This window comes from Pseudomonas paraversuta (genome assembly GCF_904067025.1).
In the GTDB taxonomy this organism is placed as follows: domain Bacteria; phylum Pseudomonadota; class Gammaproteobacteria; order Pseudomonadales; family Pseudomonadaceae; genus Aquipseudomonas; species Aquipseudomonas paraversuta.
Genome location: NZ_CAJFDA010000001.1, coordinates 2,895,616 through 2,907,836 on the forward strand (window position 1 = coordinate 2,895,616; position 12,221 = coordinate 2,907,836).

General features: G+C 60.8%; 12 protein-coding genes. 10 read left to right on the top strand and 2 right to left on the bottom strand.

All coding sequences use genetic code 11. From position 1 onward, the window contains the following. The first annotated feature begins 48 nt into the window (after positions 1 to 48). Genes JQ848_RS13140 through JQ848_RS13165 form a run of 6 tightly spaced genes read left to right on the top strand, consistent with a single transcriptional unit; the run spans position 49 to position 6,133 of the window. The gene (locus JQ848_RS13140; RefSeq protein ID WP_127196450.1) at positions 49 to 2,979 is read left to right on the top strand and encodes a monovalent cation/H+ antiporter subunit A; all 2,931 of its coding nucleotides are present in this window, start codon (positions 49 to 51) and stop codon (positions 2,977 to 2,979) included. Continuing rightward, entirely contained in the window at positions 2,979 to 3,323 is a 345-nt protein-coding gene (locus JQ848_RS13145; RefSeq protein WP_003446102.1) for a Na+/H+ antiporter subunit C, read from the top strand. The genes JQ848_RS13140 and JQ848_RS13145 overlap by 1 nt, the downstream gene beginning before the upstream one ends. Further along, positions 3,320 to 5,005, top strand: a complete 1,686-nt coding sequence (locus tag JQ848_RS13150) for a monovalent cation/H+ antiporter subunit D (protein WP_003446105.1) — start codon at positions 3,320 to 3,322, stop codon at positions 5,003 to 5,005. The genes JQ848_RS13145 and JQ848_RS13150 overlap by 4 nt, the downstream gene beginning before the upstream one ends. Further along, entirely contained in the window at positions 5,002 to 5,490 is a 489-nt protein-coding gene (locus JQ848_RS13155; RefSeq protein ID WP_003446107.1) for a Na+/H+ antiporter subunit E, read from the top strand. Before JQ848_RS13150 ends, JQ848_RS13155 begins: the two co-directional genes overlap by 4 nt. Further along, complete coding sequence (locus JQ848_RS13160; protein ID WP_003446108.1) at positions 5,487 to 5,765, top strand: K+/H+ antiporter subunit F; 279 nt, start codon at positions 5,487 to 5,489, stop codon at positions 5,763 to 5,765. The genes JQ848_RS13155 and JQ848_RS13160 overlap by 4 nt, the downstream gene beginning before the upstream one ends. Further along, the gene (locus JQ848_RS13165; protein WP_003446109.1) at positions 5,762 to 6,133 is read left to right on the top strand and encodes a Na+/H+ antiporter subunit G; all 372 of its coding nucleotides are present in this window, start codon (positions 5,762 to 5,764) and stop codon (positions 6,131 to 6,133) included. Before JQ848_RS13160 ends, JQ848_RS13165 begins: the two co-directional genes overlap by 4 nt. 97 nt (positions 6,134 to 6,230) lie before the next feature. On the opposite strand, the gene JQ848_RS13170 is transcribed toward JQ848_RS13165, so the two are convergent. Beyond that, positions 6,231 to 7,721 carry a DASS family sodium-coupled anion symporter gene (locus JQ848_RS13170; protein ID WP_127196449.1) on the bottom strand — a complete coding sequence of 497 codons (1,491 nt, stop codon included), beginning with the start codon at positions 7,719 to 7,721 and terminating at the stop codon, positions 6,231 to 6,233. A gap of 158 nt (positions 7,722 to 7,879) precedes the next feature. Next, on the bottom strand, positions 7,880 to 8,911 hold the full coding sequence (locus tag JQ848_RS13175; RefSeq protein WP_202210814.1) for an Ldh family oxidoreductase: 1,032 nt from the start codon (positions 8,909 to 8,911) through the stop codon (positions 7,880 to 7,882). A gap of 133 nt (positions 8,912 to 9,044) precedes the next feature. On the opposite strand from JQ848_RS13175, the gene JQ848_RS13180 reads away from it, so the two are divergent. The 4 genes from JQ848_RS13180 to JQ848_RS13195 all read left to right on the top strand — a co-directional run bounded on the left by JQ848_RS13180 (position 9,045) and on the right by JQ848_RS13195 (position 12,215). Then, positions 9,045 to 9,920, top strand: a complete 876-nt coding sequence (locus JQ848_RS13180) for a MurR/RpiR family transcriptional regulator (protein WP_010656909.1) — start codon at positions 9,045 to 9,047, stop codon at positions 9,918 to 9,920. Between the two features lie 13 nt (positions 9,921 to 9,933). Next, on the top strand, positions 9,934 to 10,683 hold the full coding sequence (locus JQ848_RS13185) for a transporter substrate-binding domain-containing protein (protein ID WP_003446117.1): 750 nt from the start codon (positions 9,934 to 9,936) through the stop codon (positions 10,681 to 10,683). Between the two features lie 105 nt (positions 10,684 to 10,788). Further along, positions 10,789 to 11,508 (top strand): ABC transporter permease, encoded by a 720-nt coding sequence (locus JQ848_RS13190; RefSeq protein ID WP_010656910.1) that lies wholly within the window; start codon positions 10,789 to 10,791, stop codon positions 11,506 to 11,508. Beyond that, positions 11,505 to 12,215, top strand: a complete 711-nt coding sequence (locus tag JQ848_RS13195; RefSeq protein WP_003446120.1) for an ABC transporter permease — start codon at positions 11,505 to 11,507, stop codon at positions 12,213 to 12,215. The genes JQ848_RS13190 and JQ848_RS13195 overlap by 4 nt, the downstream gene beginning before the upstream one ends. Positions 12,216 to 12,221 lie beyond the last annotated feature (6 nt).

Genomic DNA, 12,221 nt, shown 5'->3' on the forward strand with positions numbered 1-12,221 from the left:
CAAGTCGCCACGTATGATCGCTCACAAACTCCTGCAGATTAGAAGCCTATGTCCCTGATAGTTCTACTGCTTCTGCCATTTATCGGCAGCTGTCTGGCGGCTGTTTTGCCGCACAACGCACGTAACAGTGCATCACTGCTGGCCGGTCTGATTGCTCTGATCGGTACCATTCAAGTAGCCCTGCTCTATCCGCAAATTGCCCATGGCGGGGTGATTCGCGAAGAGTTCATGTGGCTGCCCAGTCTCGGCCTGAATTTTGTGCTGCGGCTGGACGGTTTCGCCTGGCTGTTCTCGATTCTGGTGCTGGGCATCGGCACGCTGGTGTCGCTGTACGCCCGTTATTACATGTCACCCGAAGACCCGGTGCCGCGCTTCTTTGCTTTTTTCCTGGCGTTCATGGGCGCCATGCTCGGCCTGGTGGTGTCCGGCAACCTGATCCAGATGGTGTTTTTCTGGGAGCTCACCAGCCTCTTCTCTTTCTTGCTGATTGGATATTGGCACCACCGCTCAGATGCCCGACGCGGCGCCTATATGGCGCTGATGGTTACCGGTGCGGGCGGATTGTGCTTGCTGGCGGGGGTCATGCTGCTTGGCCATGTCGTCGGCAGCTACGATCTGGATGCAGTGCTGGTCGCCGGCGACAAGATTCGCGCCCACAGCCTGTATCCCGTTCTGCTCCCGCTTATCCTGATCGGCGCCCTGAGTAAAAGTGCGCAATTCCCGTTTCACTTCTGGCTGCCCCACGCGATGGCAGCACCCACTCCGGTTTCGGCTTATCTGCACTCGGCAACCATGGTCAAGGCCGGGGTGTTCCTGCTCGCCCGGCTCTGGCCCTCGCTGTCGGGCAGTGAAGAGTGGTTCTGGATTGTCAGCGGCGCCGGGGCCTGCACCCTGGTGCTGGGCGCCTACTGCGCGATGTTTCAAAACGACCTTAAAGGCTTGCTGGCCTATTCAACCATCAGCCACCTTGGCCTGATTACCCTGCTGCTGGGCCTCAACAGCCCACTGGCGGCGGTCGCTGCGGTGTTCCACATTCTCAACCATGCGACCTTCAAGGCGTCGCTGTTCATGGCGGCAGGCATCATCGACCACGAAAGTGGTACTCGGGATATTCGCAAGCTCAGCGGCCTGTTCAGACTCATGCCCTATACCGCGACCCTGGCCATGGTGGCCAGCGCCTCGATGGCAGGTGTACCACTGCTTAACGGGTTTCTGTCCAAAGAGATGTTCTTCGCCGAAACCGTGTTCATCAACTCCACGGCCTGGGTTGAGATTGCCCTGCCCGTAATCGCAACCATCGCCGGTACATTCAGCGTGGCCTATGCCCTGCGCTTTACCGTTGATGTGTTTTTCGGTCCGCCTCCCACCGACCTGCCCCTGACTCCCCACGAGCCGCCACGCTGGATGCGGGCCCCGGTGGAGCTGCTGGTGTTCACCTGTCTGATGGTCGGGATCTTCCCGGCACAAACCGTCGGCCCGTTGCTGGCGGCTGCCGCGCAACCGGTGGTGGGCGGCGAACTGCCTGAATACAGCCTGGCGATCTGGCACGGCCTGAATGCACCGATGATCATGAGCTTGATCGCAATGTCCTGCGGCATCCTGCTGTATGTGGTGCTGCGTAAACAGCTCAAACTCGGCCGTTATCCGCTGCCGCCGCTAATCACGTATTTCAATGGCAAGCGTTTCTTCGAGCGCTGCCTGGTGGTGATCATGCGCTGGGCGCGCCGCATTGAGCGACGCATCAGCACTCAGCGCCTGCAAACCCAGCTGTTCGTGTTGATTCTGGCTGCCGTGATCGCGGGCCTGATTCCGATGCTCTACAGCGGCCTGAGCTGGGGCGACCGGCCGAAAATACCGGGGTCGACTGTATTCGTGACCCTCTGGCTGCTGGCAATAGCCTGCGCCCTGGGCGCCGCCTGGCAAGCCAAATACCACCGTCTGGCAGCCCTGACCATGGTCAGCGTGTGCGGCCTGATGACCTGTGTGACCTTTGTCTGGTTCTCCGCACCTGACCTGGCGCTGACCCAGCTGGTTGTCGAAGTGGTCACCACGGTCCTTATCCTGCTCGGGTTGCGCTGGTTGCCGCGGCGGATAGAAGAAGTCTCGCCACTACCGGGGACATTGCGCAAAGCGCAGATCCGCCGTTTGCGTGACTTGCTGCTATCGGCCGCAGTCGGCGGCGGTATGGCCGTGCTGTCCTACGCCATGCTCACCCGCCAGACCCCGAACGACACGTCGTCTTTCTACCTGAGCCGGGCTTTGCCGGATGGCGGTGGAAGCAATGTGGTGAATGTGATGCTGGTGGATTTCCGGGGCTTCGACACCCTGGGTGAAATCACCGTGCTGGCAGCCGTGGCACTCACTGTTTTTGCCCTGCTGCGTCGCTTCCGCCCGCCCAAAGAGAGCATGCAGCTGCCTTCCCAGCAGCGTCTGCTGGCCAAGGACGTAATGACCGATCTGGTCAACCCGCGCAGTGCCAGCGACACCGCCCTGGGCTTCATGATGGTGCCCGCGGTGCTGGTGCGCCTGCTGTTGCCGATTGCCTTCGTGGTGTCGATGTATCTGTTCATGCGCGGCCACAATCAGCCGGGCGGCGGCTTTGTTGCCGGCCTGGTGATGTCCGTGGCGTTCATCTTGCAATACATGGTGGCTGGCACCCAGTGGGTCGAGGCGCAAATGAGCCTGCGGCCGCTGCGCTGGATGGGCACCGGCCTGTTGTGCGCCACCCTCACCGGGCTCGGCGCAATTCCTCTGGGCTATCCGTTCCTGACCACCCACACGGCACACTTCAGCTTGCCGCTGCTGGGTGACATCCATATCGCCAGCGCCCTGTTCTTTGATATCGGCGTTTATGCCGTCGTGGTCGGCGCCACGCTGCTGATCCTCACGGCACTGGCTCACCAGTCGGTCCGGGCCCATCGCCCGAGCAATCAGCCTGCCTCTCAACCCGCCACTCAACCCAGGACGGGAGCTGCCTGATGGAAGAAGTCATCGCTATCGCAATCGGCGTACTCGCCGCGTCCGGAACCTGGCTGGTGCTGCGCCCGCGGACCTTCCAGGTGGTCATGGGCCTGTGCCTGCTGTCGTACGGGGTCAACCTGTTCATTTTCAGCATGGGCAGCCTGTTTATCGGCAAGGAGCCGGTGATCAAGGACGGTGTGCCCCAGGACCTGCTCAACTACACAGACCCGTTGCCCCAGGCCCTGGTACTCACCGCAATCGTCATCAGCTTTGCCATGACCGCCCTGTTTCTGGTGGTCTTGCTGGCCTCCCGGGGCCTGACCGGTACCGACCACGTCGATGGCCGGGAGCCTAAAGAATGAATTTGATGCCGCATCTGATCGTCGCGCCCATTCTGTTACCGCTGCTCACCGCAGCCTGCATGCTGTTGCTGGGAGAAAAACGCCGCCCGCTCAAAGCCCGGATCAACCTGATCTCGACTTTTATGGGCCTGGGCATCTCCGTGCTGTTGTTGTTATGGACCCAGCAGCAACCGCTGCCGTCAGCGATTGGCGTGTACCTGCCCAGCAACTGGCAAGTACCGTTCGGGATCGCCCTGGTGGTTGATCGCCTGTCGGCGCTGATGCTGGTGTTGACCGGCATCATCGCCAGCTGCGCGCTGCTGTTCGCCATGGCCCGCTGGGACCGCGCCGGGGCCAGCTTTCACGCACTGTTCCAGATCCAGCTGATGGGCCTGTACGGTGCCTTCCTGACCGCCGACATCTTCAACCTGTTCGTGTTTTTCGAAGTATTGCTGGCCGCCTCCTACGGACTGATGCTCCACGGCTCCGGCAAGGCCCGGGTGTCTGCGGGCCTGCACTACATCTCGATCAACCTGCTGGCGTCATCCCTGTTCCTGATCGGTGCGGCATTGATTTATGGCGTCACCGGCACCCTGAACATGGCCGATCTGGCGCTGAAAATCCCGCTGGTGCCCGAGGCAGACCGCGGCTTGCTGCATGCCGGCGCCGCCATTCTGGCCATCGCCTTTCTGGCCAAGGCCGGCATGTGGCCGCTGAACTTCTGGCTGGTTCCGGCCTACTCGGCAGCCAGTGCCCCGGTCGCCGCCCTGTTCGCGATCATGACCAAAGTCGGCATTTACACGGTTCTGCGCTTGTGGACCCTGCTGTTTTCCGGTCAGGCCGGAGCGTCGGCCTACTTTGCCGGTGACTGGCTGATATACGGCGGCATGGCGACCATCGTCTGTGCTGCCATTGCCATACTGGCCGCCCAACGCCTTGAGCGGATGGCCAGCCTGAGCATTCTGGTGTCGGCGGGCATCCTGCTGTCGGCCGTGGGTTTCGCCCAACCCAACCTGACCGCTGCCGCGCTGTTCTATCTGGTCAGCTCCTCCCTTGCCTTGTGCGCCTTGTTCCTGCTGGCCGAGCTGATCGAACGCTCGCGCTCCTCCAACGAGATGCTGCTTGAGGACGATGCCGGGCAACTGCCCGCCCTGATGGAGTCGTTGAATCCGCCGCGGGGCACCAATCTGGATGACGAGCAAAAAGCCGTGGTCGGCCAAATCATTCCCTGGACCATGGCCTTCCTGGGCCTGAGCTTTATCGCCTGTGCCCTGTTGATTATCGGCATGCCGCCGCTGTCCGGGTTCATCGGCAAGCTCGGCCTGCTCAATGCCCTGCTTAACCCGGCGGGCCTGGGCAACACCGCTGACGCTCCAGTCTCGACCGCTGCCTGGGGCCTGTTTGCGCTGCTGATTTTCTCGGGTCTGGCCTCTTTGATTGCCTTCGCGCGCATGGGTATCCAGCGCTTCTGGACACCCATCGAGCGCCCGTCGCCGCTGCTGCGTCGCTTCGAATACCTGCCCATCGTGTTGTTGATCGGACTCTGTGTGGTCCTGACGTTCAAGGCCGAGCCCGTATTGCGTTATACCCATGATGCCGCTGACACCCTGAACAATCCCGAGCGCTATGTGATGGCCGTTATCGGCACCCGCCCGGTACCCGGCCCCGAAGCCAAAGCGGCGCTACAGGAGGTACAACCATGAAGCGCCTGTTTCCGGCTCCCTGGCTGTCACTTGCGCTGTGGCTGCTGTGGCTGGTGCTCAACCTGTCATTGAGCGCCGGCAATCTGCTGCTTGGTGCTGCGCTGGGCTTTCTGGCCCCGTTGATGTTCGCGCCCCTGCGGCCGCTGCCCATCCATATTCGCCGGCCCGGCGTGGTCATCAAGCTGTTCTTTGTGGTGGGCCGCGATGTGGTGGCATCCAATATCGCAGTCGCCCGGGGCGTGCTCATGGCCGGCAAGAAACCGCCCCGCTCACGCTTCATCAAGATCCCCCTGGATCTGCGCGATGCCAACGGCCTGGCCGCCTTGTCGATGATTACCACCGTGGTGCCCGGCACTATCTGGTCGGAGCTGGCGCTGGACCGCAGCGTACTGCTGCTGCATGTGTTCGACCTGGATGACGAAGCGCAGTTTATCCGGCATTTCAAAGACACCTACGAACGCCCCCTGATGGAGATCTTTGAATGAGTGCCCTGCTCTCCAATGCCATCCTCACCAGCCTGTTCCTGTTCAGCCTGGCGATGGTCCTGACCGTGATCCGGCTGTTCAAGGGGCCGTCGGCCCAGGACCGGGTTCTGGCGCTGGACTACCTGTATATCCTCGCCATGCTGGTGATGCTGGTACTGGGTATCCGTTATGCCAGTGACACCTACTTTGAGGGCGCACTGCTGATTGCCCTGTTCGGCTTTGTCGGCTCTTTTGCACTGGCCAAATTCCTGCTGCGTGGCGAGGTGATCGAATGAATTCAGTCAGCGAGTTATCGCTCTGGATCGAAATACCGGTGGCAGTGCTGCTGGTTCTGAGCAGCCTGTTTGCCTTGTGCGGTGCTATCGGGCTGCTGCGCCTGAAAGACTTTTTCCAGCGCATGCACCCGCCGGCACTGGCCTCGACCCTGGGTGCGTGGTGCGTGGCACTGGCGTCGATCCTGTACTTCTCGGCACTCAAATCGACACCAGTGCTGCACGCCTGGCTGATCCCGATTTTGCTGGCGATTACCGTACCGGTGACCACCTTGCTGCTGGCGCGCACCTCGCTGTTCCGCAAGCGCATAGCGGGCGAAGATGTACCGCCCGAAGTCAGCAGCGGCGGACGCAGCGAAGGCGGAAACTAACCCGGGCCTGGGGGAGCGAGCTTGTCTCGCGATGTTTTGGGCGTCGCGAAGAAGAGCTCGCGAGCAAGCTCGCTCCTACAGGTGAGCTCGCTTCTGCTTACATCCAGCCCAGCCAGCTCCAGTAGGTTGCGCCAAACAGCAGCATCAGCAAATAACCCACCGCCGTGACGATCAGCCCGACCTTGGCGAATTGTTTGGCGGTGAAGGTTTGCGTGCCCAGGCACACCATGTTTTGCGGAGCGTTGATCGGCAGGATAAACCCGTAGCTGACCACAAAGCCCAAAAGCATGGTCATGCCCAACCGGTTGAATTCACCCGGCAAGGTTTGCAGCACTGCAATCAGAATCGGCAGCAAGGCCGAGGTCAACGCAGTCGCACTGGCAAACCCCAGGTGAATCAAAATCAGGAACGCCCCCAGAATCGCAAAGATCCCCAGCGGTCCCACTTGATCCAGCCCGGTGTGGTTCACCACCTGCGCCCCCAGCCATTGCCCGGCCTGGGTGGTGAGCAAGGCGGTACCAAGACTGATCCCGACCCCGAATACAATCACCGTGCCCCAGGGGATTCGCGACTGCACGTCTTTCCAGGTCATCACTCCAAAACGCGGCAACAGCAAAAACACCAACCCGGCGTAGGTGGTCGAGGTGGTGTCGAAACTGTGCAGCTTGCCTTCGGTGGCCCAAGCCAGCAGCAAGGCCACAGAGACCGCCATCAGACGTTTCTGTGGCCCGGTCATCGGCCCCAGTTCGGCCAGGGACTTTTCGACCGCTTCTTTGCCGCCGGGAATGCTGTCGCTTTCGGGAGGCAGCAACTTGAGCACCACAAACAGCAACACCCCCGACATGATGATGGCCCAGGGCGCCCCGGCAATCAGCCAGTCGAGCCAGTTCACCCGCGCGCCCAGCATCTTGTCCATAAAACCCACGGTCAGCAGGTTCTGCGCTGCTGCGGTTTGAATCCCGACGTTCCAGATACTGGTGCCCTGGGCCACCACAATCATGATTCCTGCTGCGATATTCGAGCGCTTGTCCACGCCAAACGCCAAGATCACCCCCATCATGATCGGCACCACACAAGCGCTGCGGGCCGTGGCGCTGGGTACCACCAGGCTGAGCAGGATGGTGACCGCAATCGCCCCCAGCAGGATGCGTCGGGTGCTGGTACCGATACGTGACAGGGTGACCAGGGCAATACGCCGGTCCAGCCCGGTATGGGTCATGGCCGCCGCGATAAACAGCGCACCGGCCACCAGCGCCAGCGCGGCATTGGAGAAACCGGTCAGGGCCATGGTGATGCCGGCAGAAGTGCCGTAAAGCTGCGACGGGTCTTGCAGGGTGGGCGCCATGCCAATCAGAAACGCCATCAGCGACGTGATCATGATGGCGCTGGCTTCATAGGACACCGCCTCGGTGATCCACACCACCACGGCAAACGCCAGAATCGCCAGCATGCGGTGGCCGGCAACCGGTAGATCGGCAGGCAATGGCAGCAGCAAAATACCTATCATCACCAGGACCGCAATCACCAGGCCTATGGGCAGTTTTGCTTTCGCCGTTACAGGCTCCGGGGTGGTTGCAGGGGCATTCATGGCCAGTTCCTTATGCTTGAAGTCCTGTGCAGCATAGGCCCGTGGCGCAAGGGAGGTGTTGATGCTTGTCAGCTGTATCTATATGCAGGATGCAGGAGCGAGCTTTTGGGTCGTAACGACCAAGAGCTCGCTCCTACGGGGTTTGGGGGTGCGGGGTATTACTGCGCCAGTGCGCGCAATCTGGCCAGTTCTTCGGCAGCCATCGGGATCCCTTCGCCCACCGATTTGGCGCGCTCGATAAAGCGCCGGTCACCCGGCATACGCTCAAGACCCACGGCATGCATCTGGCGCACCAGTTCTGCGCTGCGCTGGGCGAAGCTGTTACCGCCGGACTTGGTCGGGTCGATGACGATCAACAGTTGTCCGGTCCAGGGGGTTTGCGCACCGGGGTGTTGCTTCCAGTCGAACTCGAACGAGAAGTTGCCACCGGTCAACGCTGCCGCCAGCAGTTCGACCATCATCGACAGCGCCGAACCTTTATGCCCGCCGAAGGGCAGCAAGGCACCTCCGTCCAGAATCTCTTTCGGGTTTTGCGTCGGCTCGCCATGCTTGTCCACCCCCATGCCGGCCGGCAGGCTGTGGTCCTTGCGCGCGGCAATTTGTACATCGCCGTGGGCAATGGCACTGGTGGCCAGGTCAAAGACGATCGGGTGGCCGCCGGCACAGGGGGCGGCGAAGGCAATGGGGTTGGTACCGAACAGCGGCTTTTGCGCACCATGGGGCACCACGCAGGTCATGCTGTTGACCACGCTCAATGCCACCAGGCCTTCTTCGGCAAACGGCTCGACATCGGGCCAGAGCGCCGCAAAGTGATGGGAGTTGCGGATCGCCAGCACTGCAATCCCGGCACTGCGGGCCTTTTCCACCAACAATTCACGCGCCGCTGCCAACGCCGGCTGGGCAAAGCCGTTGGCCGCATCGACGCGGATAAAGCCCGAGGCCACGTCTTCAACCTGCGGCACGGCCTGGCCGTCGACCCAGTTACTTGCCAGGGAAGCCAGGTAACCCGGGATACGGAACACCCCGTGGCTGTAGGAACCATCGCGCTGAGCCCGGGCGCAGTTGTCTGCCAATACCTGCGCCACGGCCCGGGAGGTGCCGTGACGCTCAAAGATCTGTTGCAGCAAGGCGGTCAGTTCACTGAGGTTCAGCGACTCCATAGCCTGGGACGAGGTAACGGGCTGGGACATTCTGGCGCTCCAATCTAGTTATTTTTATGCTCGGCCAACTATCCTGCGATGACAGTTATCTGTCAATTCTTGACTTAATGACAGAAAACATTCACTTTCTGCAACGCGCTGAAACAACAACAGGAAAGCAGCCGTGAGCCAGTCGATTAAACAACGCCTAGAAAGCAGTCTGTCAACCGCCGCCCCTTCGGGCCGGGCGATTGCCAGTTATATGCTGGCCAATCTTTACGAGCTGCCGTTTCAGACCGCTGCCGACATTGCCGCCAGGCTGGGTGTCAGCGAGTCCAGTGTCGGGCGCTTTTGCCGCGCGCTGGGCTACAGCCATTTCAAAGACCTGAAGAACGATCTCAAGGACGACCTGGGCGACGGCCCGTGGCTGGTGGGTGATCGTCTGCAGGAATTCCGCCAGCAATCGAGCCAGGGGCCCCAAGGGTTACCGCGCAGCTTTGAGCTGGAAGTCGGCGCCCTGGTCAAGGTTTACGAATACAGCCTCACCCCGCAATGGCAAGCCGTAAGCCAGCGCCTGGCCACCCGGCGCAAGGTGTTCGTGGCCGGGTTCCAGACCGAACGCGGGATCGCCGCGTCCATGGTGCATTTGCTGCAATACCTGCGCGATGGCGTGCAACTGGTGGACGGCGCCGCCGGGCATTACGCCGACGTGCTGCTGTGCCCACCCGAGGACTGCGCCCTGGTGGTATTCGAGGCCCGGCGCTATTCGCGCCACGCCCAACTGTTATGCCGCAAGGCGCGCGAGGCTGGCATTGCCGTCACCCTGGTGACCGACACTTTTTGCGACTGGGCCGAGCAGAACGCCGACGAAGTGTTTCGTGTACCGACCGAATTCAATCTGTTCTGGGAATCCACCGCAGCCATGCTGTCGCTGGTGCACCTGCTGATCAACGAAGTGTGCAAACAACTGGGGCCGGACGTGGAGAAGCGTCTTGAGGCTACCGCGGCCTTACACAATGAGTTCGTGGGCTACACATCCTCACCCGGATCAAAACAATAAAACGAGGTGCTAGATGAAACACGTCATTCGCTTTGCCAGTGCATGTGCAATGGTTGTCGCCTTCGCGTCCAACGCCCAGGCCGACAAACTGACAATCGCCACGGAAGGCGCCTACCCTCCGTTTAACTACGTTGACTCCGACAACAAGCTGCACGGCTTTGACGTCGATATCACCGAAGAAGTGTGCAAGCGCATGGGCGCCGAGTGCACCATCGTGGCCCAGGACTGGGACGGGATCATCGCCGGCCTGATGGCGAAGAAATACGACGCCATTGTCGCGTCCATGATCGTCAACGAAGAGCGCAAAAAGAAGATCGCGTTCACCAATCACTACTACCGCACTCCGCTGTCCATTGCCGTGCCCAAGGACTCTGACATCACCGATGCCCAGTCCGACTTCGCCGGTAAAACCGTAGGTGCCCAGAGCGCCGCCACCCAAAGCATCTATGCCGAAGAGCACTACAAAAAGGCTGATCTGAAGCTGTATCCAACCCTGGATGAAGCCAACAGCGAGCTGGAAAACGAACGGGTCGATGTGGTGATTGCCGACAAATTCCCGCTGCTGGAGTGGGTCAATAAAACCGGCAAGGACTGCTGCAAAATCATTGGTGACGTCAACGGCACCATGGCCGATGCCTCGATTGCGGTACGCAAGGAAGACAACGCCCTGCGTGAGCGCTTCAACAAGGCGCTGGACGAGATCGTTGCCGACGGCACCTATAAAAAGATCTCCAGCAAGTACTTCGACTTCGACATTTACTGAGTCGCCCGCCCTCGGTTGAGGGCCTCCCTGCCAATGACCCGGCCCTGCGCACCTGGCGTGCGCGGCGGCTGAATTTCGGCCCTTTTTTTGCCCGGGGATTCGAGCATGCTCGATCAACTCTCACTTCTTTCCTTCGCCAGTGGCGGCTGGGGCTCGGCGCTGCTTGCCGGCTCGCTGGTCACCATTGCCCTGGCCCTGAGCTGCCTGCCCATCGGTTTACCGCTGGGCCTGATCGTGGCCGTGGCGGCCCGTTCCAAAAATCGCTGGATGCGGGCCTGGGCAACAACCTTCTCTACGGTATTCCGTGGCCTGCCGGAACTGCTGACGCTGCTGATCATTTATTACGGCTGCCAGATCGCCGCGCAAAAGATCCTCGCCCTGATGGGCTACGACGCACAGTTCACGATCAATACCTTCGTCGCGGCGATGATTGCGTTCAGCCTGGTATTTGCCGCGTTTTCCAGCGAGATCTGGCTAGGGGCATTCAAGACCATTCCCAAGGGCCAATTCGAAGCGGCCTCGGCGCTGGGCCTGTCGAAGTTCACCACCTTTCGCAAAGTGGTGCTGCCACAACTGGCGCGCATCGCCCTGCCCGGCCTGTCGAACAACTGGCTGTCGCTGCTTAAGGACACGTCCCTGGTGTCGACCATCGCCCTGGTGGACCTGATGCGCCAGACCAACCTGGCGGTCAGCGTCACCAAGGACCCGATGCTGTTTTACACCGTGGCCTGCTTCATCTACCTGTTTTTCTCGGCGATTTCCGGGCGTCTGTTTGCCTTTCTTGAGCGCCACTTCAACCGCCATATACGGAGCGTGCAGCCATGAGCCTGGCGGAACTGCAAAACATGTTTCTCAGCCCCGAGCTGCTGGAACGCTACGGCCCGCGCTTTATCGACGGGCTGCTGGTGACCACCAAGCTTGTGGCGATTTCCTTCACCCTGGGCGCGGTGCTCGGCCTGCTGATTGCCCTGGGCCGCTTGTCCGGCAACCGCTTCCTGCGCAGTTTTACCGGCGCCTATGTGTACTTCTTTCGCGGTTCACCGCTGCTGGCACAGCTGTTCCTGCTGTATTACGGCCTGGGATCGTTCAAGGGTTTCTGGCAAGACGTCGGCCTGTGGTGGTTTTTCCGCGATGCCTGGTTCTGCACCCTGCTGGCCTTCACCCTGAACACAGCGGCCTATCAGGCCGAGATTCTGCGCGGCAGCATTCTGTCGGTAGCCCAGGGCCAGCGTGAAGCCAGCAAGGCATTGAACCTGTCGCGCTGGACCACCTTTCGCAAAATCATCCTGCCGCAATCGCTGCTGGTGGCCATCGGCCCGCTGGGCAATGAATTGATCCTGATGATCAAGGCCAGTGCCATCGCCTCGCTGGTCACCATTTACGACTTGATGGGGGTCACCAAGATGGTGTTCTCCCGCAGTTTCGACTTCCAGGTCTATCTCTGGGCCGCCGTGCTGTACCTGGTGATCGTGGAAATCGTGCGCCGCAGCCTGAAATTCATCGAAGGCCGTCTCGGACGGCATTTGCAGTAAACCCAT

Excerpts from the sequence above, each read along its gene's own strand:
- JQ848_RS13150 (WP_003446105.1), top strand. The coding sequence starts at position 3,320 with ATGAATTTGATGCCGCATCTGATCGTCGCGCCCATTCTGTTACCGCTG.
- JQ848_RS13190 (WP_010656910.1), top strand. The coding sequence starts at position 10,789 with ATGCTCGATCAACTCTCACTTCTTTCCTTCGCCAGTGGCGGCTGGGGC.
- JQ848_RS13195 (WP_003446120.1), top strand. The coding sequence starts at position 11,505 with ATGAGCCTGGCGGAACTGCAAAACATGTTTCTCAGCCCCGAGCTGCTG.
- JQ848_RS13140 (WP_127196450.1), top strand. The coding sequence starts at position 49 with ATGTCCCTGATAGTTCTACTGCTTCTGCCATTTATCGGCAGCTGTCTG.
- JQ848_RS13160 (WP_003446108.1), top strand. The coding sequence starts at position 5,487 with ATGAGTGCCCTGCTCTCCAATGCCATCCTCACCAGCCTGTTCCTGTTC.
- JQ848_RS13170 (WP_127196449.1), bottom strand. The coding sequence starts at position 7,721 with ATGAATGCCCCTGCAACCACCCCGGAGCCTGTAACGGCGAAAGCAAAA.
- JQ848_RS13175 (WP_202210814.1), bottom strand. The coding sequence starts at position 8,911 with ATGTCCCAGCCCGTTACCTCGTCCCAGGCTATGGAGTCGCTGAACCTC.
- JQ848_RS13145 (WP_003446102.1), top strand. The coding sequence starts at position 2,979 with ATGGAAGAAGTCATCGCTATCGCAATCGGCGTACTCGCCGCGTCCGGA.
- JQ848_RS13185 (WP_003446117.1), top strand. The coding sequence starts at position 9,934 with ATGAAACACGTCATTCGCTTTGCCAGTGCATGTGCAATGGTTGTCGCC.
- JQ848_RS13165 (WP_003446109.1), top strand. The coding sequence starts at position 5,762 with ATGAATTCAGTCAGCGAGTTATCGCTCTGGATCGAAATACCGGTGGCA.
- JQ848_RS13155 (WP_003446107.1), top strand. The coding sequence starts at position 5,002 with ATGAAGCGCCTGTTTCCGGCTCCCTGGCTGTCACTTGCGCTGTGGCTG.